At 63.4% G+C, this 21,561-nt stretch carries 21 protein-coding genes; 8 read left to right on the plus strand and 13 right to left on the minus strand.

The window, feature by feature from the left end:
* Positions 1-3: 3 nt before the first annotated feature.
* The 3 genes from YH3_RS07215 to YH3_RS07225 all read right to left on the minus strand — a co-directional run bounded on the left by YH3_RS07215 (position 4) and on the right by YH3_RS07225 (position 1,803).
* Complete coding sequence (locus YH3_RS07215; protein ID WP_193777148.1) at positions 4-987, minus strand: LLM class F420-dependent oxidoreductase; 984 nt, start codon at positions 985-987, stop codon at positions 4-6.
* An 85-nt stretch (positions 988-1,072) separates the two neighbouring features.
* On the minus strand, positions 1,073-1,561 hold the full coding sequence (locus tag YH3_RS07220) for a hypothetical protein (RefSeq protein WP_064443184.1): 489 nt from the start codon (positions 1,559-1,561) through the stop codon (positions 1,073-1,075).
* Complete coding sequence (locus tag YH3_RS07225) at positions 1,558-1,803, minus strand: helix-turn-helix transcriptional regulator (RefSeq protein ID WP_007734566.1); 246 nt, start codon at positions 1,801-1,803, stop codon at positions 1,558-1,560. The genes YH3_RS07220 and YH3_RS07225 overlap by 4 nt, the downstream gene beginning before the upstream one ends.
* Before the next feature lie 65 nt (positions 1,804-1,868).
* Between YH3_RS07225 and YH3_RS07230 the strand changes: the two genes are divergently transcribed.
* The gene (locus YH3_RS07230) at positions 1,869-2,447 is read left to right on the plus strand and encodes a nucleotidyltransferase family protein (protein WP_007734569.1); all 579 of its coding nucleotides are present in this window, start codon (positions 1,869-1,871) and stop codon (positions 2,445-2,447) included.
* Here YH3_RS07230 and YH3_RS07235 read toward each other — a convergent pair.
* Both YH3_RS07235 and YH3_RS07240 read right to left on the minus strand, forming a co-directional pair.
* Positions 2,444-4,456, minus strand: a complete 2,013-nt coding sequence (locus tag YH3_RS07235; protein WP_064443185.1) for a YhgE/Pip domain-containing protein — start codon at positions 4,454-4,456, stop codon at positions 2,444-2,446. The genes YH3_RS07230 and YH3_RS07235 overlap by 4 nt on opposite strands.
* Before the next feature lie 5 nt (positions 4,457-4,461).
* Positions 4,462-5,184, minus strand: coding sequence for an ATP-binding cassette domain-containing protein (locus YH3_RS07240; RefSeq protein WP_058227323.1), 723 nt, complete (start codon positions 5,182-5,184; stop codon positions 4,462-4,464).
* Positions 5,185-5,363: 179 nt separating this feature from the next.
* Between YH3_RS07240 and YH3_RS07245 the strand changes: the two genes are divergently transcribed.
* A complete protein-coding gene (locus tag YH3_RS07245; RefSeq protein ID WP_238592539.1) occupies positions 5,364-5,996 on the plus strand; it encodes a hypothetical protein in 633 nt (210 codons plus the stop codon).
* Between the two features lie 85 nt (positions 5,997-6,081).
* Here YH3_RS07245 and YH3_RS07250 read toward each other — a convergent pair whose 3' ends face one another.
* The 4 genes from YH3_RS07250 to YH3_RS07265 form a co-directional block, all read right to left on the minus strand.
* Entirely contained in the window at positions 6,082-7,917 is a 1,836-nt protein-coding gene (locus YH3_RS07250; RefSeq protein WP_007734578.1) for an acyl-CoA dehydrogenase, read from the minus strand.
* Positions 7,918-8,006: 89 nt separating this feature from the next.
* Positions 8,007-8,639 carry a bifunctional 2-polyprenyl-6-hydroxyphenol methylase/3-demethylubiquinol 3-O-methyltransferase UbiG gene (locus YH3_RS07255; RefSeq protein WP_064443187.1) on the minus strand — a complete coding sequence of 211 codons (633 nt, stop codon included), beginning with the start codon at positions 8,637-8,639 and terminating at the stop codon, positions 8,007-8,009.
* 21 nt (positions 8,640-8,660) lie between these two features.
* Complete coding sequence (locus tag YH3_RS07260) at positions 8,661-11,144, minus strand: FtsX-like permease family protein (RefSeq protein ID WP_064443188.1); 2,484 nt, start codon at positions 11,142-11,144, stop codon at positions 8,661-8,663.
* Positions 11,144-11,926, minus strand: coding sequence for an ABC transporter ATP-binding protein (locus YH3_RS07265; RefSeq protein WP_054826162.1), 783 nt, complete (start codon positions 11,924-11,926; stop codon positions 11,144-11,146). The genes YH3_RS07260 and YH3_RS07265 overlap by 1 nt, the downstream gene beginning before the upstream one ends.
* A gap of 109 nt (positions 11,927-12,035) precedes the next feature.
* Here YH3_RS07265 and YH3_RS07270 point away from each other — a divergent pair, with 109 nt between their 5' ends.
* From YH3_RS07270 to murJ, 4 genes are all read left to right on the plus strand, one after another.
* Positions 12,036-13,274, plus strand: a complete 1,239-nt coding sequence (locus tag YH3_RS07270) for a sensor histidine kinase (RefSeq protein WP_238592541.1) — start codon at positions 12,036-12,038, stop codon at positions 13,272-13,274.
* A complete protein-coding gene (locus YH3_RS07275; protein WP_042452561.1) occupies positions 13,262-13,903 on the plus strand; it encodes a response regulator transcription factor in 642 nt (213 codons plus the stop codon). Before YH3_RS07270 ends, YH3_RS07275 begins: the two co-directional genes overlap by 13 nt.
* Before the next feature lie 161 nt (positions 13,904-14,064).
* Entirely contained in the window at positions 14,065-15,093 is a 1,029-nt protein-coding gene (locus YH3_RS07280; RefSeq protein WP_003945837.1) for a beta-ketoacyl-ACP synthase III, read from the plus strand.
* Between the two features lie 97 nt (positions 15,094-15,190).
* Positions 15,191-16,819: a murein biosynthesis integral membrane protein MurJ gene (murJ, locus tag YH3_RS07285; protein WP_235808459.1), complete on the plus strand. Its 1,629-nt coding sequence runs from the start codon at positions 15,191-15,193 to the stop codon at positions 16,817-16,819.
* Here murJ and YH3_RS07290 read toward each other — a convergent pair.
* From YH3_RS07290 to YH3_RS07300, 3 genes are all read right to left on the minus strand, one after another.
* Complete coding sequence (locus tag YH3_RS07290; protein ID WP_042452555.1) at positions 16,805-17,959, minus strand: alkaline phosphatase family protein; 1,155 nt, start codon at positions 17,957-17,959, stop codon at positions 16,805-16,807. The genes murJ and YH3_RS07290 overlap by 15 nt on opposite strands.
* A 135-nt stretch (positions 17,960-18,094) precedes the next feature.
* A complete protein-coding gene (locus tag YH3_RS07295) occupies positions 18,095-18,868 on the minus strand; it encodes a VOC family protein (RefSeq protein WP_042452552.1) in 774 nt (257 codons plus the stop codon).
* A gap of 262 nt (positions 18,869-19,130) precedes the next feature.
* Positions 19,131-20,075 carry an alpha/beta fold hydrolase gene (locus YH3_RS07300; protein ID WP_047269548.1) on the minus strand — a complete coding sequence of 315 codons (945 nt, stop codon included), beginning with the start codon at positions 20,073-20,075 and terminating at the stop codon, positions 19,131-19,133.
* Positions 20,076-20,294: 219 nt separating this feature from the next.
* Here YH3_RS07300 and YH3_RS35965 point away from each other — a divergent pair, with 219 nt between their 5' ends.
* Complete coding sequence (locus tag YH3_RS35965; protein WP_003945592.1) at positions 20,295-20,432, plus strand: hypothetical protein; 138 nt, start codon at positions 20,295-20,297, stop codon at positions 20,430-20,432.
* On the opposite strand, the gene YH3_RS07310 is transcribed toward YH3_RS35965, so the two are convergent.
* A complete protein-coding gene (locus tag YH3_RS07310; protein ID WP_042452547.1) occupies positions 20,414-21,175 on the minus strand; it encodes an SDR family NAD(P)-dependent oxidoreductase in 762 nt (253 codons plus the stop codon). The genes YH3_RS35965 and YH3_RS07310 overlap by 19 nt on opposite strands.
* A 205-nt stretch (positions 21,176-21,380) precedes the next feature.
* Here YH3_RS07310 and YH3_RS35970 point away from each other — a divergent pair, with 205 nt between their 5' ends.
* A complete protein-coding gene (locus tag YH3_RS35970; RefSeq protein ID WP_021343080.1) occupies positions 21,381-21,530 on the plus strand; it encodes a hypothetical protein in 150 nt (49 codons plus the stop codon).
* The last annotated feature ends 31 nt before the right edge of the window (positions 21,531-21,561 follow it).

The following is a 21,561-nucleotide window of genomic DNA, read 5'->3' on the forward strand; positions in this document are numbered from 1 at the left end:
GGATTACTTGCCGACGAGTGGGCCGAGGGTGCGGCCCGCAAGGTCGACGATGCCTGGCTCTTCGCCGTTGGTGATCAGGTTGATCACGACGCCGTCGATGCCGTGGTCGAGGATGCGCGTCTGAACCTGCTCGGCGACGTCGTCCGGGCTGCCGACGAAATGGCGTTCGGTGGCCTTGGCGACCACGTCTTCCGGCGCCGTGGTGATGTCGAGGCCACGCTCCGCGAGAAACGTTCGCTGATGGGCGCGAGCCTTGTCGCCGTCCTCGTCGATCATCATGAACGTGAGGAAGCTGGTCTCGAGGGTTGCGGGATCGCGACCGGCTTCGTCGCAGCGTGCCGCAAGTGCTTCCATCTTGCACGGCAGTTCCGACGGGTCGCAGATGATGTTGAGGTGATCCGCGAAGCGAGCGGCGAGGCCGAACGTCTTTTTCTCACCGCCACCGCCCAGCAGGATCGGCAGGTCGTCGCGGACGCGAGGCTCGTTGATGGCGTCCTTGACGTGGTACCACTTGCCGTCGAAGGTGGGGCGATCACCGCGGAGCATCGGCGCGATGATCTGCAGTGCTTCGTCGAGTTTCTGGAAGCGCTCGGTGAACGTTCCGAACTCGTATCCGAACGAATTGTGTTCGAGTTCGAACCAACCGGCGCCGATGCCCAGGATGGCCCGACCGCCGCTCACCACGTCGAGGGTGGTGACGGTCTTGGCGAGCATGGGCGGATTGCGGTAGGTGTTTCCCGTGACCAGTGCAGACAACTGGATGGTCTCGGTGGCCGTCGCCAGCGCGGAGAGCGCCGAGTAGGCCTCGAGCATCGGGGCGTCCGGCGCTCCGATTCCGGGGAGTTGGTAGAAGTGATCCATCACGAATGCAGTGTCGAAGCCTGCGGCTTCGGCTTCGCGGGCCTGCGCTATGACGGTGGGGAAGAGGTCCTTGACCGGACCGCCGTAGCTGAAGTTGGGCATCTGGTATCCGAGGCGAGTGCTCACCGTTTCGACGTTACTCGCGATCGGTTGACCTGGCACGATTTTACCAACTCTATGGATTCCGTTGTGCTGGGCAGACTTCCGGAAGTCAGAGAAGTTCTTCGGCCGCGTCGCGTCGCTTGGCGCGCTGCTGGTGAAGTTTGACGACTGCGATTGCGATGCCACCGCCGATGATGGCGCCTACCAGCGCGCCGACCCAGGTTGACGATTCTTCGTACGAATCGAATTCGAGACGGGCCATGATTCCGACAGCGGCCACGAGGTAGAGCGCGATGCTGATCACCACGCGAGGGCGGCCGTAGGTGGACAGCAGGTACACGTCCACATCGCGGCGCTTCGCATAGATGATCGTGATCAACGAGCCGAACAACGCAACGATCAGCAGGGCGAGCGAGATCCACGCCCCTGTTCGGCCGGCGACCCAGGGCAGAATCGCCGAGCTGACGAATATTGCCCAGAAGACACTCTGGAGTCCCACCGCCGAGGCTTCGTTCCAGACGTCGCGCTGACGCTCGTCCTTGTAGAAGTCGTCGTCCAGATCTCCGACGAACCGCAGTGCCTTCATCATGGTGCTCATGCCGTCTCCTCTGGAATTTCTGTGGTGAGTTCCGATTCGGGTAAGGGGAAGAGCGCTTCGACGGTGGTCCCCAGCGCCAGGGCCAGGCGAAGTGCCAGGTAGACACTCGGTGCATAGTCACCGCGTTCGACGGAGACGATGCTCTGTCTGCTCACCTGACCTGCCGTGGCCAGTTGCGCCTGGGTGAGGCCGGCGAGGCGTCGGTGCTCCCGCACGTTGTTGTCGCCGGCCTTTCCAGTCATGCAAAAAGTAAAGAATACTTGTCACTAGATGTCAAGTTTGCTTGTCATATGAGAGGCTGAAGAGCATGCGTGAACGATTTCTCGAGATCGCCCTGGCCAATCCGGTGGTCGCAACGATCGTGGATCGTGCGCCGAAGCTGGGATTGCCGGAGTGGTACCTGACGGCGGGTGGGCTCTTCCAAACCGTCTGGAATCACATCGACGGCCGTGATCTCGGCGCCGGAATCAAGGACTACGACCTGTTCTACTTCGACGCCGGCGATCTGAGCTACGACGCGGAGGACCGTGTGATTCGTTCGGCGGCAGAACTGTTCGCCGATGTGGATGCCGATGTCGAAGTACGCAACGAAGCCCGCGTGCACCTGTGGTACGAGCAGCATTTCGGGATTCCCGGCGTTCCGTTCACCAGTTGCCGCGACGCTGTCGACCACTTCGCTTCCACAACTTGCTGTTTCGGGATCACCAAGGGATCGGATGGGACCTTGGACGTGTATGCCCCGCATGGATACGACGATCTTTTCGACATGATCGTCCGCCCCAACCCGGTGCTGGCGCCGAGAGAGGTTTACGAGGCCAAGGCAGCACGGTGGCGCAGGGAATGGCCTGCGCTGACCGTGGAGCCTTGGCCGGAGACCCTCGCCTAGACTTCGATCGGCGGATGCAGCCTGTCCATGGTCCATTGCCGATTTCGGCGTGCAGCAAGTGAACTGGCGCCGAGTGAGGCGACGAGAAGGCCGCCGAGGACGGCGATCGAGACCCACAGTCTCGAGTCGATACCGCCGACGGTGAGTTGTCGTAGCCCGTTCACCGCGTAGGTCATCGGGTCGAAGGGGTGGATGATCTGGAACGGTTTCGCGGTGGTTTCGACGGGATAGATGCCGCCGGCCGAAACCAGTTGCAGCATCAGGAACGCCAGGGTGATGACGCGTCCGACGGAGACTCCGAAGATGGCGTTGAATGCCTGGATCAACGCCATATACGTGGCAGTGATGAGCATCAGGAATCCGACGGTGCCGAGGGCGTGTGTGGGGTGCAGGCCGACGGCGAAGTGCACGACCAGGTACATCACGATCACCTGGCAGATGCCGATGAGCAATGCCGGCCAGTACGAGGCGAGGACCACTCGCAGCGCGCCGAGTCCGTTTGCGATGGGCCGGTTCTGGAGCGGCTTGAGCAGCATCCAGGTGATGATGCCGCCCACGAACAGCGCGAGGGGCAGGAAGAACGGAGCAAAACCGGTACCGAACGTGCTTGCCCGGTTCTCGTACGTCTCCTGTAGTTCGACCGGGCTGGAGAGGGTTTGAGCGGTTGCGGTTCGCTGCTGATCGCTCCAACTGGGGACCTGACCGGCGCCCTCGATGAGTTTGGTCGCGAGTTCGGCAGACCCGGCACGGAGTTGCTCGGTGCCGTCTGCGAGTTTGGCTGCACCATCGGAGAGTTGAACGCTTCCGTCGGTGAGTTGAACCAGTCCACTACTGAGGGTTTGAGCGCCGTCGTTGACTTGCTGACCGCCGTCACGCAGCTGTACCAGGCCGTTGCGGAGTTCACCACCGCCGTTGGCCGCGGCGCTGAGCCCGGCTCGGAAGGTGCTCGACGGATCGTCGAGTTGGTAGGCGAGTTGTTGTGCACCGCTCTTGAGTTCGCCCAGTTGGCCCATGGTCGCTTCACCGAAACCCTGAGTGCGCAGTATGTCCTGGGCAGGCGCGAGGGCATTGGCGATCTGTTGGCTGACGGGATCCGGGTTAAGTCGAAGGCTGGCCACTGCCTGCCCGACCAGCTGTGCGACGTCTGCTTGTGTGTTCCCGAGGACACTCAGTTGGTCGACGACCTGGGTGACGCCACCACTGAGTTGGCTTGCGCCGTCGCCCAGTTGGACGGCTCCGAGATCGAGCTGCCCCAGACCGTCGGTCAGTGCGAGGACGCCATCCGTGGCGGTGTTGATACCGGTCGAGAGTTGCGCTGTACCGCCGGCAAGAGTGGCTGCACCGTCACGTGCGGTAACCATGTTGTCGGCCAGAGTTTTCGAGCCCGACGCCAATTCGCCGGCTCCGGCGTTGGCAGTGTTCACTCCGGCCGAGAGCTGGAGCGCTCCGTCGGCGGCCTGCTTCAAACCAGCACCCGCATCGGTCAATCCGACCAGAACTGTCTCGACGGACTGCGCGCCGATCTTGTCGCTGACCTGACTGAGGACCTGCTGGGCGGCGTTTTGGCCGATGATGGTGCCGAGGTAGTTGTTGACGTCGTTGAAGGTGAACTGCAACTGAGCTTTGTGGGGGTCCTTGGTCGTCGGGGAGGCGACGGCCTCGCTGAAATTCTCAGGCAATGTGAGAGAGAAGTAGTACGTGCCGTCCGAGACTCCCTGAGCGGCTTCCTGCTGCGAGACCAGGTGGAGATCGAGCTCACCGGAATCGAGCAGCGCTTGGCTTACCTCGTCGCCCGCGTTGAGTTCCTGACCCTGCACCATCGCGCCGCGGTCGGTGTTGACCAGCGCGACGGGGACCTTGTTGACCTCACCGAACGGATTCCAGAAGGCCCACAGGTACATTGCGCCGTACAGCAGTGGCATCAAGATGATGGTGACGAGTGCGATCCTGGGCATCGCGCCGCGGGAGAACCGCTTGAGTTCGGTTCCGAGAGACATTCCAGCGAGCATCGCGGTTACCTCGCCCCTTCTTGGTCGGGATTGGTGACTTCTTGGAGCAGGGTGACGGCATCGATGGGTGATCCGTCTGGCAGCGGGTTGACGGTCGACGCGATGATGGTCTGGTAGCTCCCCATCTCGACGAGTCGCTCGACGAGGTATGCACGTTCGGAGTCGCGCCGCACCTGTTCGAGATCGTCGACGACAAGCAGGGCCGGCTTTTTCGTGTTCGCGACGGCGATACGCAGCAGGATCGCCTCGAGTTCCCCGAGATCGCTGACGTACCGGCCGAGCGCAGGTAACGGATGATCGCCGAAGACGGGAGCGCACACCGCTTCGAGTTCGCGGTCTCCGGCGCGTCCGATGAGCTTGTACCAGGGCGCATCCCAGCGAATTTGTTCGGTGATCAGATCGCGGACGGTGACGGATTCGGCAAGCTCGTCGATGTCCTCGAACCCGGCGACCCCGGCGATCTCGAAGATATCGCGGGGACGCGTTCGACCGAAGACGGACAGTGAGCCGGAACTGGCTTTCATTCGTCCGCTGAGTGTCAGAAGTAAGGACGTACGTCCTGAACCGGCCGAGCCTTCGAGGATCGTCACACCGCCCGCACGAATCTCGAGATTGACGGGTCCGAACACCGGCCCCCATGGGCCGTCGAGCGCCAAGTCCGTGGCGGTCAATGCCAGGTCGGGGGCGTAATCGGGTTGTGCGTGCTCTGGTGCGACCACGATGATCACCTGTCTGTTGATCTACTCGGCCTGCGAAAGAACCGAGTGCTGGTTCAGTGGACGTTCGTGCTCACCCAATCACATCGGTAGCGGGCGAGCGGTCCCAGGAATGGGATGTGTCGGACACGTTCGATAACTTGAAGACCGAACGGTATGTATTCTGTTGGAAACGGAACGGGGGAGTCGAGGTGCCGGTTCGTAGACGCGGTATGTGTGCGTTACTGGTCATGGCCACCCTGTCGGTTGTCTCCTGTGCCGGGGAGCGCGAGTCGCCCCCGTTCGTGTCGAGCGAGAGGCTTTTCGAGTTCACCGGTCGCAATGTCGGACCCGTGACCGTTCCGCCCTTGCCTTCCGATCGGCACGAGTCCGAAGCAGCGCCGTACGGAGCCATCACCCTGTCCGGTGGGTGGAGCGGCGCAGCCAATGTCTCGCTGCCCGGATCCGTCACGTGTTTCGAGCACAACTGGGCGGATTCGCTGCCCGCCGGTCACCGCCGGTGGGCCTACGAGGTGCACACCAGTTCCTTTTACGAGTACGACGGCGGCGGCGAGTATCCGGGACGTGATTTCCAGTTGCAGGTCTACGTGAACGAAAAACCGGAACCAGGTCAGCACGGGTCGGCGATCATGAAGTTCTCGGATCAGAGCGGACAGTTCGTGTCCTTCGGGGGCGGTGACGACAAGTCCATCGAAATCGTCAGTTCTCCGGACCGCAGGCGCGTGGCGCTTTCCCTGGTGGGAAGGGCGGCACGGCCCGGCGAACAACCGACGACGTCCGTACTGTCCGCACAGATCAGTTGTCCGACCGTCGAGCGCAGATGACCTCGGATTCCATGGACTGCTGAGCATGAAAATGCCGGCCCCGAAACGTTCTCGGGACCGGCACTTTTCATGAATCAGGAACGAATCAGAATGCTGCTTCGTCGATCTCCATGATGTCGTTCTCGGTGTTCGCGATGATCTCGCGTGAAGCGGTGAGCTCGGGCAGGACGTTCTTGGCGAAGAAGGAAGCGATGGCGACCTTGCCCTCGTAGAAGCCCTTGTCCTTGTCGGAAGCGCCGTTGTCGAGTGCTGCGAGAGCGATCTCGGACTGGCGGAGCAGCTGCCAGCCGATGAGCAGGTCGCCGACGGACATCAGGAAGCGGACGGAGCCGAGGCCGACCTTGTACAGCTCGGTGGGCTGCTCCTGAGCTCCCATGAGGAAGCCGGTGAGCGTGGCGGCCATGGCCTGGACGTCTTCGAGTGCGGTGGCGAGCAGTGCGCGCTCCGCCTTCAGACGACCGTTGCCGGCTTCGCTGTCGATGAAGGTCTTGATCTGTCCGGCAACGTGAGCGAGCGCGACGCCGCGGTCACGAGCGATCTTGCGGAAGAAGAAGTCCTGAGCCTGGATGGCCGTCGTGCCTTCGTACAGCGAGTCGATCTTGGAGTCGCGGATGTACTGCTCGATCGGGTAGTCCTGCAGGAAGCCGGAGCCACCGAGGGTCTGCAGGCTGTCCGTCAGGTACTGGTACGCACGCTCGGAGCCGACGCCCTTGACGATCGGGAGCAGCAGGTCGTTGACGCGGAACGCGGTGTCCTTGTCTGCGCCCGAGACGAGCTGGGCGACAACCTCGTCCTGGTGAGCTGCGGTGTAGAGGTACACCGCGCGCAGGCCTTCGGCGTATGCCTTCTGCATTGCCAGGCTACGACGCACGTCGGGGTGGTGCGTGATGGTCACGCGCGGTGCTGCCTTGTTGGTCATCTGGGTCAGGTCTGCGCCCTGCACGCGCTGCTTGGCGTAATCGAGAGCGTTGAGGTAACCGGTGGAGAGGGTGGCGATTGCCTTGGTGCCGACCATCATTCGAGCGTGCTCGATGACGTCGAACATCTGGGCGATGCCGTTGTGGACCTCGCCGACCAGCCAGCCCTGTGCGGGGATGCCGTGGCCGCCGAAGGTGACCTCACACGTGGCGGAGACCTTCAGGCCCATCTTGTGCTCGACGTTGGTGACGAAGACACCGTTACGCTCGCCGAACTCTTCGGTCTCGAAGTTGAAGTGCGTCTTCGGGACGAAGAACAGGCTCAGGCCCTTGGTGCCCGGTCCGGCGCCTTCGGGGCGAGCGAGAACGAGGTGGAAGATGTTCTCGAACAGGTCGTCCGAGTCGGCCGAGGTGATGAAGCGCTTGACGCCCTCGATGTGCCAGGAGCCGTCGTCCTGCTTGATCGCCTTGGTGCGTCCGGCACCGACGTCGGAGCCGGCGTCGGGCTCGGTGAGGACCATCGTGGCGCCCCATCCGCGTTCGACGATGGTGGCTGCCCACTTCTTCTGCTCTTCGGTGCCGTTGTTGAACAGCACGTCCGCGAAGGCGGGTCCGGCCTGGTACATGTGCGCTGCAGGCTGTGCGCCCAGGATCAGCTCACCGATGGCCCACACGACGGATCGGGGAACCGGCACGCCGCCGACCTCTTCGCTCAATCCCATGCGGTACCACTCGGCATCCCACAGAGCCTTGAACGACTTCTTGAAGGATTCCGGAAGTGCAACGGTGTGCGTCTCGGGATCGAAGACAGGGGGGTTGCGGTCCGCATCGGCGAAAGATTCGCCAAGCGGTCCCTCGGCCAGGCGTGCGACCTCTGCCAGCATGTTGCGGACAGTGTCGGCATCCAGGTCGCCCCAAGCGCCTTCGCTCAGTGGCTTCTCCAGTCCGAGAACCTCGAAGAGGTTGAACTCCAGGTCCCGAACGTTGCTCTTGTAATGGCCCATGTCTTCTGCTTCTCCCAGTGAGGTGGTGCGGTCCAGCACTCCTAGTACCGCCCGAAGTTTATTACTCGTCGGTAACTTAATACATGTTACTAGCCGTTCTTTGCATTGCCAACACCGGATTTGCGTCCGATGACAAGCGCGTCGACCGCGATTCCCGTTTCGGTGTGCCTGTGGGGATTTCCGGCGATCTCGAACTCGAGCTTTCCGTGGAACTCCTGCATCAATTCTTCTGGTGTGTAAAGGATTTCGGGATCTTGCGGCCCGCCGACGCCGTAGTCGATGTTGCTTCGGTCGTGACCCAAAATCATGAGGATTCCGTCAGGTTTCAGAGAATTTATGGCACGGTTCACAACCAGGGTGCGTTGTGGTGCGGGCAGATGAAGGTAAAGAAGCAGGGCCAAGTCGTATCCCTGCCCGTTCCTCGAGGCGTAATCCGCGACGGTGACGTCGCCGCATCGGTAGTCGAGCCGGTCGAGAACCGATCGGGGTGAGCGGGCCGCGATCGTGCGGGCTTTCTCGATCGCGACGGCCGAGTAGTCGATGCCGGTGACCTCCCAACCGCGGGTCGCGAGCCACAACGCGTTACGGCCCTCGCCGCACGCCAGGTCCAGTGCCTGGCCGTGGGGGAGGGCCGTCGCGTATTCCACCAGCAGTTCGTTGGGAGGAGCGCCCCAGACGAGCTCGGTTTCTTCGTACTTCTTGTCCCAGGCCGCCGCATCCATAGATGACGACGGTAGTGCCACTCAGTGGTTACGCACTCCGTCCATCGGGTTCTTGCGTAGGGCGGCGCGCGTCGGGACCGCGATGGAGACAAATCCCAGAACAGCGGTCACGGCGACGATGGAACCGTAGATCGCCGGTGAAATCGCCGGGATCGGCTGCCCGGACACCGCTACGGCGATGCCCATCAGAGGCGGCAGGGCGATCAGTGATCCGACCACGACGGCGATTCCCACCACCATCAACGACTCGATGCGCATCATCGCTCGGACCTGCCTCGTCCGCGAGCCCACCAGTTGAAGGAGCGCGAACTCGCGGGAACGCTCGGCAGTGGCGGCGACCAGGGTGTTCACGACGGCGACTGCGAGATAGCCGAGCAGGACGAGGACGGCGAGGATGCTGACCCACGACTGCATACGACGCTGATCTTCGCCCGCGGCCCCGAACTGGTCCTGGTTCATCGCGGCGATCGAGGGGAACGAGCGCAACGACTGCTGGACTTCGGCCGACCGTCCGGGTTCGGCAGCAACCAGAACGGTGTCGATCAGAGCGTCGGTGGAGTGCTGACGCAAAGTCTCGATCGGCATGGTCACGTCCCCGAATCCGAGGCCGCGACCATATTTTGCGACGACCATCGGATGCACGAGTGTGCCGTCCCCTAGATAGAGGTCGACGCGCTGACCTACCTTGGCTCCGAGTGTGAAGGCGCCGTCTTCGCTCACGGCAACGGTATCGCCGGTCAGAGCGCTCAGGTCGCCCTCGGTCACCGCGAGATCGAGGGTCGCGTCGGCGCCGGCGGCGTCGATGCCCTGGGCAGCGATCGCGCTCTCGGCTGAGCCGCCTTCCTCACCGCTGGGTACCGGCAGGACTTGACTGCGGACCACCGGGTTTGCCGCACTCACTCCGGGCACCGATGCGATCGAGTCGAGGAGCGAGGGAGCGATACCGGCCGGCGCGCCGACGATCAGGTCGGCGGTGACGCCCTTGATCGACTGGTTGGTCGCCTCGGCGGCGACGGTGCTCTGGCTGAAGAACTGCACCGAGCCCAGTGCGATTGCGAGAGCCAATGGAACAACCGCCGACGAGAGCCGTCTCGAATTGGATTCGGCGTTGGCGGCAGCGAGAACTTTGGACGCCGACCCACTACGGCGCAGTGGACCGCCGATCACCTTGATGATGCCGCGCACCAACAAGGGGCCGAGCAGCGCGACCGAGAAGATCAACAACAGTGCACTCGAACCGGCTCCAGCGGCTGCCACGCTGCCGGGCAGGAAAGCGGGGAGCACGCACGCGCTGAGGCCGGCGGCGCCGAAGATCAGCCCGGTGACGATGCGTCCGCGGCTCAGTTTCGCCGGGCCGCTTTCGGATTCGCGAAGCGCTTCGACGGGGTCGAGCTTCGCCGGTCGTCGTGCCGCGATCGCCGCTGCCGCGCGGGCAGTGAGTACGCAGATCAGGAATGCCGCGATCGCCGGAAGCGGGCTGTAGGCCAGCGCGAAATCGGTGGGCATGACCCCGGCGTCGGCAAACTGTGCACCCAGGAATCGGGCGAGCAGGTATCCGGGCACCGCGCCGAGAGCCGCCGCAGCCGCCGCGACGAGCAGCACTTCACGTCCGATCATGACGTGGACTTGTCGCGTGGTGGCCCCGATTGCCCGCAACAGAGCGAACTCTCGGCGTCTGGCGTTGATCGAGAGCGACAGCGTGCTGGAAACGACGAACATACTGACCATCAACGCGAGACCGGCAAACGACGCACAGAGCACGATCAACTGCGTCCGCGCAGCACCGGCGTCGAGGAATTCGATGCCTCCGCGTGCAGTGCCGGTCGAGACCTCCGCACCGGTTCCGGCGAGTGCATCGCGGGCGAGAGCGGCAGCATCCACGCCTTCGGGAGCGATCAATCCGACTGCGGTGACAGCGTTCTGGTGCGGCCACAACCGTTCGGCCTCTGCGTCGTAGAGGAAGACGAGTGCCGGACGGTCGGGTGACGGCACCGAAGCCGAATCAGCTGTGCCGACGACGGTGTACTCGTCCGTTACCGCGCCGTGAGCCAGCGTGATTCGCTCGCCGAGCGCGGCGCCCGTGGTCGAGACCACCTCGTCGCGGCTCTGCGGAGCGCGCCCCTCGGTGAGCGAGTACGGCGCCAATTGTGCTGTTTCCCAAGGATGTGCATCGAGTACGACGCCCTTGGCGGTGCTGACGGGGACGGAGATGTCGGGAACCACGGTGACATCGAGTGCGTCGAGCTTGCGGACCGTATCGCCGGCGAGGAGAACTCGCTCGGCAAAGGGCTGATCGGCGTCTTCCTTGACCTCGAGCGCCTGTGGTGCACTCACGACGGCGTCGGCACCGGCGTAGAGATGTGGTGAGACACCGCCTCGCACTCCCGATTCCAGCAGCACACCCAGACCGCAGGTGAGGAGCGCTGCGCAGAATACGGAGACGAACACGGCGACGAAACCGGAGCGATGCGCTTTCAGGTGCGCAAAGGTGTGCGCTTTCATCATCACCAGTCCCCGAGGTGTGTCATGCGCTCGGCGATCTGCTGCGGGGTCGGGCGGTCGATGTGCCCGACAAGTTTCCCGTCGGCGAGGAACAGCACACGATCGGCGTACGACGCGGCCACCGGGTCGTGCGTGACCATGACGATGGTCTGATCGAACTCGGCAGCTGTCCGGCGCAACAACTCCAGAACCTGCTTGGCGCTGCGGGAGTCGAGGGCGCCGGTCGGTTCGTCGGCAAAGAGTGCGTCGGGGTGGGTGACGAGGGCGCGTGCGATGGCGACGCGTTGCTGCTGACCGCCGGACAGTTCGGAGGGTTTGCGCTTTCGGTGTGATCCGAGTCCGACGGATTCGAGGACGAAGGTCAGATACTGCTTGTCGGCTCGTCGCCCGGCGAGGAGTAGGGGGAGCGTGACGTTCTGCTCGACGTCGAGAGCGCCGAGCAGGTTGTAGGCCTGGAAGACGAAACCGATGTGATCGCGACGGAAGATGCTGCGGGCCTTCGGCTTCAGCTGTGAAATCTCGGTATCGCCCAGCCACACCGATCCGCTGCTCGGTCGGTCGAGGCCCGCGGCGCAGTGCAGGAAAGTGCTCTTACCTGATCCGGACGGGCCCATCACGGCGGTGAAGGTGCTGCGCGGCAGAGTGAGGCTGATGTTGTCGAGGGCGGTCACGGCGCCGCGGCCGTTGCCGTAGACCTTGCTGACCCCTTCGAGTCGCACGGCAGATGTTCGAGCTCCCGTGGCACCAGGAGCCGGCGGGGCGAGGACCGAGTGTCGATTCTTCATGGGAAGAACGCTATGGAGATTCGCCATTCGTCGACATCCAGCAGAGTCCCGAATCAATGGTGTAGCCAGCTGTAGTGGATCGTGCGGTGTGGTGCGGCATGCTGGGGCAGTGAAGAAGAGAACCAGGGCTGCGGTGTACGTGCTCGTCGAGGGCGCGGCAGCTGTGGTTTCCCTGTTCTTGCTGATGGTCGGTCTCATTCTGTTGTCGCTCTCGATTCTGATCGTCGGCTGGTTGCTGTTGCCGTCGTACGTGCGAGTGCTCCGGTGGTGGGCCGGCCTGGCTCGCAAACGCACCGCTGCGTACACCGGACGCCCTGTTCTGCAGCGATACCCACCGATGCCCAGCAATCCGACATTCGGGGACTGGAGCCGGTTCCTCACCGATCAGTCGACGAGGCGCGACGCGGCCTGGTTGTCGATTCATGGTCTGGGTGCTTTCGTCGCGGCGATGCTGACCATTGCTCTGCCACTCGGTGCGCTCAATGCGATTGCCGTCCCGCTGTACTGGCAGCAGATGCCCGCGGGCGAACCCGTCAACAACCCGTACCCCGTGACGTCGTGGCTGGGCGCTGCCGGAATGCCGTTGATCGGCATCTTGTACTTCCTGATCGCGTGGTGGTTGATCCCCGCGATGGCGAAATGGATCAGCTGGTCGACCACGACTTTGCTTGCGCCGGATACGCGTTCGGACCTCTCGAAGCGCGTCACCGCCCTGACGGCCAGCCGCGCTGCGGCGCTCGACGCGCATTCGGCCGAACTCAAGCGCATCGAGCGGGATCTGCACGACGGAGCGCAGAACCGTCTGGTCGCGGTGGTGATGATGTTGGGGATGGCCGAGCGGTCGTTGCAGAACAATCCGGACCAGGCTCTGCCACAACTGCATCGGGCCCAGGATGCGGCCACCGAGGCGTTGAGCGAACTCCGGACGTTGGTGCACGACATCTACCCGCCGATCCTCGACGAGTTGGGTCTGGAGGGCGCGATCTCGGCGCTCGCCGGGCGCTCCGCCGTGCCCTGCGTACTCGAGATCGACGAGCTCCGCCGTGCCCCGGCTGCCGTCGAGGCTGCTGCGTACTTCGTCGTCGCTGAGGCCTTGACCAACGTCGCAAAACACAGCGGAGCCCGCAGGGTCACCGTCACGGCACGGACGGAGACGTCGGACGACTCGTCGGGTGAGACGATGCTCATCGACGTGATCGACGACGGTCACGGCGGCGCGAACGAACGCCCGGGCGGCGGCGTGGCGGGGATTCGACGCCGGGGCGAGGGTTTCGAAGGAACCGCAGTATTGGAGAGCCCGGAGGGTGGACCGACAACGATGAGGGTGGAACTACCGTGCGGATTCTGATTGCCGAGGACGACGCTCTCCTGCGAGAGGGGCTGGCACTGCTGCTCCGCGGAGAGGGCTTCGAGGTGTCTGCTGTCTCCGACGCCGCGCAGTTCCTCACGGTGTTCGAGGAGACAACCCCCGACGCCGCGGTGCTCGACGTCCGGATGCCTCCTACTTTCACCAACGAGGGACTTCGAGCGGCGATCGAGGTGCGCAAGCTTCGCCCGGGCTTTCCCGTCCTGGTCCTTTCCGCTTACGTCGAGGATCGCTACGCCGGTGAATTGTTGGCAGGAGGCGCCGGCGGGGTCGGGTACCTGCTCAAGGAACGGGTCGGCAAGGTAGCCGAGTTCGTCGACGCATTGAACCGGGTCGTCGACGGCGGAACCGTGATGGATCCCGAGGTCGTATCCCAACTGATGAGCCGTCGACGCGCCGACGATCCGATCAGATCGCTGACGCCACGCGAGTCCGAGGTTCTCGGACTGATGGCGGAGGGGCTGGGAAATCAGGAAATCGCCAGGAAACTGGTCGTCAGCGACACTGCTGTGAGCAAGCACATAGGAAATATCTTCGCAAAACTCGGCCTGTCGGCTTCCGAAAGCGGGCATCGTCGTGTTTTGGCAGTTCTAGCTCATTTACGCGCCTGATCGTGGATCTGGACTACATACCTGACCGAAGCGTAATGTGAGCCAGCCTCATGTTGTTGCCGTGATCGAACGGTGACCTGAGAGGCAGGGGCTTATGTCCTGTACGTAACGTGTGATGTCGAATGCGCGTCATCACCAGAAACCAACGAGGAGATCGATCAATGGGTAAGCCGATTGCCAGTGTGGCCGGAGGTCGGCAGTCCGTCCTTCTCGGGCTCGGCGTTCACCGCCCGGAGCGAGTCGTGACCAACGACGAGATCTGCGAGCTGATCGATTCCACCGACGAGTGGATCCAGACGCGATCGGGTATCAAGTCGCGCCGGTTCTCCGGCGAAGGTGAAGGCATCCTCGCGATGTCGATCAGCGCGGCGCGTAAAGCACTGGACGTCAGCGGCATTGCCCCTGAGCAGATCGGCGCCGTGATCATCGCGACGTCGACGTGGGACCTGCAGACTCCTCAGGCTGCGTCCATCGTCGCCCACGAGCTCGGCATCAAGGGTCCGGCTGCATTCGACGTCGCGGCAGGCTGCGCCGGTTTCTGTACCGCCCTTGCGGTGGCCAGCGACCTGGTTCGCGGCGGCACGGTTGATCACGTACTCGTCGTCGGCGTCGAGTTGATGAGCGAGGCCACCGAGCCCACCGATCGCAGCGTTCGCTTCATCTTCGGTGACGGCGCAGGCGCAGTTGTCGTCGGCCCGAGCGACACCGTCGGAATCGGCCCGGTCGAGTGGGGTTCGGACGGCAGCCAGTCCGACGCCATCGTTCAGGAGCCGAGCTGGCTCGACTACACCAAGAACCCGACCGGACCTCGTCCGTGGATCAAGATGGCCGGTACCGCGGTGTTCCGCTGGGCTGCCTTCGAGATGGGCAAGGTCGCCACTCGCACCCTGGAGAAGTCGGGGCTGGGTATCGAGGACATCGACGCTTTTGTGCCGCACCAGGCAAACCAGCGCATCAACGAGGTCATCGCTCGCAGCATGAAGCTGCCCGAGGGCTTCCCCGTCTCCAACGACATCGCCGAGACGGGCAACACGTCCGCGGCCTCGATCCCGCTCGCCATGGAGCAGATGCTGCGCGACGGCCAGTGCAAGCCGGGCGACAAGGCATTGCTTCTCGCCTTCGGTGCGGGTCTGTCCTTCGCCGGTCAGGTTGTCGTCATGCCGCCGTTGGCTGGAGCGGAATCCGCCTGATTGTTCCTTACGGAAGGGCGCCTCGAACCCACGGTTCGGGGCGCCCTTCCGTTTCCGTCCGGATCGTCGAACGTCTGCGATGTGGCACTCTGGCGAGATGGTCGAGAACGTGGGGGAGTCCGAACGGGAGTCCGAACGTAATGGTGTGACGGGCGGCAGCTTGGCGAAGATGGGCGGGCAAGTGGCGCTCGCCAGCACGGTCAGTCGGATCACCGGCTTCGTCCGCACCCTTGCCCTTGCCGCGGTCCTGGGCATCGCCCTGGTCAGTGATGCGTACAACGCGGCCAACAGCTTCCCGAACATGGTCTATCAGCTCCTCCTCGGCGGGATTCTCGCCAGCGTCCTGCTTCCGTATCTGACGCGGCAACGGAGCCGTGGGCGGACGCTCGAACGAGAGCAGACGCAGCGCGTTCTCACCGTCGGAGCGCTGGCTCTTGCGCTCGTGACGGTAGTGGCCGTGGTGTGCGCGCCGCCTCTGGTCTCGGCCGTGATCGATGATCCGGCTCAACGAGAGCTGACGACGCTCTTCGCGTACTTGCTTCTTCCGGAGATCTTCTTCTACGGCGTCACGGCGATGATGACGGCTGTGCTCAGCGTTCGATCGGTATTCGGCGCGCCGGCCTGGGCACCGGTGATCAACAACGTCGTCCTTCTGGTGACGGTCGCGGTCTTCCTGTGTATCCCGGGACCGGTGGCTCTGACTCCCGAGTCGATGACCACCGCGCAGGTTCTGGTGATCGGTATCGGCACTCTGCTCGGGATCGTGGCGCAAACCGCCGTCGTTGCTCGAGCGCTGCACCGCAACGGGTTTCGGTGGCGCCTTCGCGTGCGCGTCGTACCGCACACCTGGCGACCGGTGCGCGTCGGGGCGCCGTTGCTCGGCTGGGTACTTGTGTACGTCGTTGCCGGCCAGATCGGTGTGTGGGTGACGATGAAGGTCACTCTCTCCCGTCACGTCTACTCGATGTACACGCACGCGGATCTGCTGTTTCAAGTGGCGTACGGCATTCTCGGTGTGTCGTTGTTGACGGTGCTGATGCCGCGGATCGCCAGGTCGGTTGCTGCGGGTGACGACGTCGGCGTCGTATCCGATCTCGGCCGGGGAGCCCGGTATTCTGTGGTGGCGCTGATCCCGGTGACTGTGGCGCTCATGGTGTTCGGTCCCTCGTTGACCACCTTGATCTTCTTCGGCCGGGTCGACGGCAGCAGTGCCCGGTTGATCGGGACGGCCGTTGCGGTCAGTGCATTCGGGCTGGTGCCCTTTGCGATGGTCATGCTTCAGCTGCGAGTGTTCTACGCCGACAACAACACCCGAACTCCCGCGGTGATCGCCCTGGTGATGGTGGTCGCCAAGACTGTGCTCGTCCTTCTTGCGTCACTGTCGGCTAGTGACGAAAGGCTGGTCCTGGCCGTCTGTGCCGCCGGCTCGTTCTCCTACGTGTGTGGAGCGGTGCTCGGCCACATCCTTCTTCGAAAGCGATACGGGCTGTTGGGATTCCGTCGCGTGCAGGCCACCGTCGGAAGGATTTCGGCGGCGGCAATTCTGGCAGGTGGTTGTGCGCTCGCTTTGGTGGTGGCGGTTCAGAACCGAGTTCCCGAGCCCAGGCTTGCTGCTGTTATTTCATTGTCGGCGGGTGCGGCCGTCGGTGCCGTCGTCCTGTTGGGCGCATGCAAGGTCGTCGGTGTTCCCGAGATTCGCCGGGCGCGAGCCCTACTGCTGTCCTGAGGACAAGAGCGGTACCAGCAGTTCGTCCGGAGTGAGGGCGCCGTGCTGTCCACGGAGGCCGGACAGTCCCGATTCGACAGATCGACGTACGACGGCCACGTCCCCGGACGCAATGGCGATGACATCACCGATCCGGCCGTGATACTCGGAATGCACTGCAGGCCCGAACAATCCTGCGACTATGCCCTCGGACCTCGTCCCGATCCACATGCGGTCACCCAGTTCGGCGCGCCAGCGGTCCGCAACATCTTGTGCAGCGCCTTCTCGGGTGTGGATGTGACGACATCTAGGTTCACCGGCAAGAGCGAGTACATCTTTGGACAGAATCGGAGTGTTGTCGAAGTCGATCTTGTTCTCGTCCGACACGTCGACCATTCCGTGGTCTGCCGTCACCAGCAATCTCACGTCCGGACCGAGAGCCGCGGCGAGTTGCTCGACCAGTCGATCGACCAGCATCAGTTGGAAAATCCACGGCTCGGACTCGGGTCCGTAGACGTGGCCGAGTGCATCGATCTCGCTGATGTAGCAGTACGTGAACGTGCGGTCGGCAGATTTCGACGCCGCCACGGTGCGAGCGAGGAGGTCTCCGTATGCCTGGATTCCGGCGAACTGGGCACCGCGCATCCCGGCACGGGTGAGGCCGCTGCCGTCGAACTTCGACGGTACGACGGTTGTAACGGTGATGCCGGCTGCGGCGGCGCGATCGAACGTCGTGGCCTGCGGCTGCAGGGTTTCCGGGACGATGGAGTCGGTCTGAGATTCCTTCTTGCCCGCGCTGTGCCAACCCAGCCAGTTGAACACCGAATCGGCTTCTTCGACGTAGGACTGGTAGCCGGTGATGCCGTGCGCTCCCGAAGGCAGACCGGTCCCCAGTGAGACGATGCTGGTGGCCGTCGTCGTGGGGAAGCCTGCCCGGATGGGCGTTCCGATCAGTGAATTCAGGAATGGTGCGTGTTCGGCGTTGCGGGCGAGCAAGTTCGCGCCCATCCCGTCTACCAGCAGAATTACGGTCTTCTTGCTGGGCTGTAGATCGAGACGGTTCGCTTCGCCGCTCACTCCGAGAGAAGCGAGTACCGACGGCGCAAGCGTCGACAGAGTCGGCTGCGAGTACACATCGAGGAGAGGGGCGGGGGCGGGCATCCCATGAGATTAGGCGTTGGACGCAGAAAACTGCATACCTTCTGGGCGAGTGTTCAAATCTGTGCGGTCAAATCCGGACTTTCCAGATGATCAGCGCGCAGAGACCGCGGACCGGTGCGGCCTCCGCGCGGAGATTCATTCCATGATCGTGGAGATCTGGAACTTGGCACCTAGTGGATCGGCCACCGACGCGAGACGACCGAAGGGCGTGTCCTCGGGATCGCGCAAGACGCTGCCGCCGAATTCGACGACCTTGGCGACGGCCGCATCGGTGTCGTCCGCCCCGAAGTACACCTGCCAGAACGACGGCGCCTCTGCCGGGAGGAACGAGCTGGCATCCATCAAACCGGCGACGACGGTGTCACCCTGCTTGGCCTGTGAGTACCGGAACTCGTCGCTGTCACCGATCGACTCGTAAGTCCAGCCGAACACGTCGGTGTAGAACGGCAGGACCGCGGCGTAGTTCTTGGACAAGGTCTCGTGCCAGACCGGCGCTCCGGCCTCGCCGACCAAACCGAAGCCGTGATGCTGATCTGCCTGCCAGATGCCGACGACGGCACCGGCCGGATCGCCCACGATCGCCATGCTGCCCTGAGGACCGACCTGCATCGACGGCATCATGATCGTTCCGCCCGCGGCTTGGGCCTTGGACGCCGACGCTGCCGCATCAGTCGAGGAGATGTAGGTGGTCCACACGTTGCCGTAGGGGTTTCCCTCCTGCTGGGGTCCGAGCCCGGCGATGGGCTGCCCGTCTTTGCTGAAGATCGCGTAGCCGCCGTACTGCGGGTCGTCGTTTGTGTCAGCCTGCCAGCCGAACACGTTGGTGTAGAAGGATTTGGCAACCTCGGTGTCGGAGCTGGTGAGGTCGATCCAACAGGGTGTTCCGTCGAGCGCTGTGCGTGCGGGCATCTGAAAACTCTCCTTAACCGAAACGGATACACAAGCAGGGGACGCGGAAATGCTTGGCCGAGGAAGGCCTGAATCTCACGCTACGCGCGTACCCCGACACATTCCCAGGGTTCGAGAGCTTTGGGGTATGTGTCCGTTTCGCGTTCCCCGGTGGGCCGGACCTGCCAACGTAGACGACCGCCGAATCGTTCTTGATACTCCGAAGTTGATGGGGCACTTGCTCGATCGGCAAGGGCGTTCCACCGGGGAGTGTTGGTACGTGTCAGCTCCTGATCAGCCCCGTGCGATCGAGCCACGCGAGCGCATGACGGGTGAACTCGTCCGGAATCTCCAATTGTGGGGTGTGGCCGGTGTCGCCGAGAATGATGGTGGTCCAGTGTGGATGTGCAGCAGCGGCTGCCCGTGCGGCCTCGACTGGGACAAGCCGATCGCGATCGCCGTGCATCAGGAGCGTCGGAGTCGTGATCTCTCGCAATGTCTTTCGATAGGAGGCAGGACGGGCGAGGGTCATCAGCAGTGACCGTGCTGCCTGAAGGAATTCGGCATCCTGGGTAGGTTCGTTGCGGCGAATCGCCGTCAAGGCAGCGCCCGCGTCGAGGACCGCGGGGTCGGCTCGCGTCGGATCGGCAAAACACAATCTGGTCATCTGAGCGGCCAACTGCCGGTCTGACATCTTTCGGCGTCCGAAGCCGAGAACCTGCTCACCGACGTACGGCATCGAGTAGAGCGCGAATTGGGCGGCGACGGTCAGATCGGGAAGTTGGACGGGCAGGGGGAGCGCCGGATCCACCAGCACCAGGCCGGCGACTGATTCGGGACTGGCATGGGTCGACATTGCCGAGACCATTCCGCCCATGGAATTGCCGAACAGGACGGCGGGCTCACCCACCACTGTGTCGAGAAAGCGATTCAGAAGTACTGCGTTGGCGTCGACGCCGGTGTGTCGCCCACGGGCAGAGGTGAGTCCGAATCCGGCGAGGTCAAGGGCGTACACGCGCGTGCGCGCCGCCAGCGCCGGTGCGACCCGCACCCAGTTCAGGTGCGAGCCGCCCAGACCGTGAACGAGCACGATGGGCGGCGCTCCGCTGGGACCGCCGAAGTCGATCCAGTGAACGTCACCGCCGAGATCGGTGATGTTGCTTGTCCCGCCCCACGGGTGTGTGAGGGTGCTTCCGTCGACGAGTTGGGCCGAAACAGCGGATTCCATACATGCCAGGATGCACCGAGGTGTCGTCGTAGTCACGCACTCGTTCCGGTTCGGGATCCGAATATGTGTCATCGATCACGGCTTCTCAAGAAGCTCAGGAAACGGGCAAAACGGAATTTGACTGGTGTTCAGCACTTTTCGAGGCTGTCGCCGCTTTCCGACGGCCGTGGCGCGCGTCCGGCGGAGGTCGGTTCGGGCATACTGAAAACCATGTGGTGGATGGTCGGGCTCATTGTTCTGGCCGCCTTGGTTTTGGCATCCGTTCTGGTCGGTTTCGTTTTCCGCCGCCCGATCGCCGAAGCCAAGTCGGCGGTGCTTGCCTTCGACGACGCCAGCTCTCAGCCCCAGCGCGACTGACCACCGTCGAGCGGAATTGTTGCTCCAGTCAGATACGCGGCATCCGGGCCGACCAGGAAAGCCACCGCGGTTCCGATGTCCGTTTCGCAGTCGCCGATCCTCCGTAGCGGAATCCCGGCAACAAAGGCGGCAGCCTCCTCCGGGCGTGCATCTGCCCACCGCTGCAGCCCCGGCGACGACGCGTGGGGAGCAACCGCGTTGACCCGGATCCCGTCGACGCCCCATTCGCATGCTGCCGCGCGACTGAGGGCTCGGACGGATTCCTTCACGGCCGCGTAGCCGCCGTAGCCGGCAGCGTCCCAGCGGACGGCCACGGAGCTGACCATGTTGATGATTGCCCCGCCGCCGCGCTCCTTCATGAACGGGTAACAGGCTTGCATGGTTCGCAGAGTCGCGACGGGGCCGGACGTCAATCCGTCGGCAAGGCGCTCCGGAGTGAGGTCGAGGACGTTGCCGAGCGGGTTGAGGCTGGCGTTGTTGATCAGAATGTCGACGCCGCCGAACAGTTCCACCGTTCGCGCCACGGCTCCGGTGATGGAATCCGCGTCGGCGATATCCATAAGCACCGGTTCGGCACGGCCTCCGCGTTCGGCGATCTCGTTACATGTGACGACGAGTTTCGACTCAGTGCGGCCCGCGACCGCGACGGAAGCGCCCTCCTTGGCGAGCGCAAACGCAACTCCCTGGCCGACGCCCTGCCCTGCGCCAGTGATCAGGGCCACTTTTCCATCCAACTTGCCCACTGCTGTTCTCCTGCTCGTCATTCAACGGTTCCCGAAGCGTTGTCCGAATCGCGCATTGTTACTCGTGGGTTCCCGCTGGATGAGATGTGAGTTACGTCCCACTCAGCGGTGCCGCTTCAATTTTCGGTCGTCTTACGTATATTGTGAGCGCCGTTACATACCGGGCGCGCGGACCGCGTACACATTCCATGATGAGGAGCTAGACATGGCATACACCAGCAGCATTGCAGCCAACGCAACCACCGGACCGCTCACGGACCTGGCCAAGGTTCTCGGCCCGATCGCCGGCATCGTTAGCGGCATCGCAGCCGTCGCCACGATTGCTGCACTCTTCGGTGGCAACAGCGCTTCCTGATCTGCTTCTGCAGTCAGATTTCCTCCGGCTC

It is taken from the genome of Rhodococcus sp. YH3-3, assembly GCF_001653035.1.
GTDB classification, from domain to species: Bacteria; Actinomycetota; Actinomycetes; order Mycobacteriales; family Mycobacteriaceae; genus Rhodococcus_F; species Rhodococcus_F qingshengii.

What these genes read in the sequence shown, in the direction of transcription:
- YH3_RS07280 (WP_003945837.1), top strand. Translation starts at nt 14,065, where the DNA reads ATGGGTAAGCCGATTGCCAGTGTGGCCGGAGGTCGGCAGTCCGTCCTT.
- YH3_RS07225 (WP_007734566.1), bottom strand. Translation starts at nt 1,803, where the DNA reads ATGACTGGAAAGGCCGGCGACAACAACGTGCGGGAGCACCGACGCCTC.
- YH3_RS07250 (WP_007734578.1), bottom strand. Translation starts at nt 7,917, where the DNA reads ATGGGCCATTACAAGAGCAACGTTCGGGACCTGGAGTTCAACCTCTTC.
- YH3_RS07260 (WP_064443188.1), bottom strand. Translation starts at nt 11,144, where the DNA reads ATGATGAAAGCGCACACCTTTGCGCACCTGAAAGCGCATCGCTCCGGT.
- YH3_RS35965 (WP_003945592.1), top strand. Translation starts at nt 20,295, where the DNA reads ATGGTCGGGCTCATTGTTCTGGCCGCCTTGGTTTTGGCATCCGTTCTG.
- YH3_RS07295 (WP_042452552.1), bottom strand. Translation starts at nt 18,868, where the DNA reads ATGCCCGCACGCACAGCGCTCGACGGAACACCCTGTTGGATCGACCTC.
- murJ (WP_235808459.1), top strand. Translation starts at nt 15,191, where the DNA reads ATGGTCGAGAACGTGGGGGAGTCCGAACGGGAGTCCGAACGTAATGGT.
- YH3_RS07220 (WP_064443184.1), bottom strand. Translation starts at nt 1,561, where the DNA reads ATGAGCACCATGATGAAGGCACTGCGGTTCGTCGGAGATCTGGACGAC.
- YH3_RS07255 (WP_064443187.1), bottom strand. Translation starts at nt 8,639, where the DNA reads ATGGATGCGGCGGCCTGGGACAAGAAGTACGAAGAAACCGAGCTCGTC.
- YH3_RS07300 (WP_047269548.1), bottom strand. Translation starts at nt 20,075, where the DNA reads ATGGAATCCGCTGTTTCGGCCCAACTCGTCGACGGAAGCACCCTCACA.
- YH3_RS07235 (WP_064443185.1), bottom strand. Translation starts at nt 4,456, where the DNA reads ATGCTCGCTGGAATGTCTCTCGGAACCGAACTCAAGCGGTTCTCCCGC.
- YH3_RS07265 (WP_054826162.1), bottom strand. Translation starts at nt 11,926, where the DNA reads ATGAAGAATCGACACTCGGTCCTCGCCCCGCCGGCTCCTGGTGCCACG.
- YH3_RS07230 (WP_007734569.1), top strand. Translation starts at nt 1,869, where the DNA reads ATGCGTGAACGATTTCTCGAGATCGCCCTGGCCAATCCGGTGGTCGCA.
- YH3_RS35970 (WP_021343080.1), top strand. Translation starts at nt 21,381, where the DNA reads ATGGCATACACCAGCAGCATTGCAGCCAACGCAACCACCGGACCGCTC.
- YH3_RS07290 (WP_042452555.1), bottom strand. Translation starts at nt 17,959, where the DNA reads ATGCCCGCCCCCGCCCCTCTCCTCGATGTGTACTCGCAGCCGACTCTG.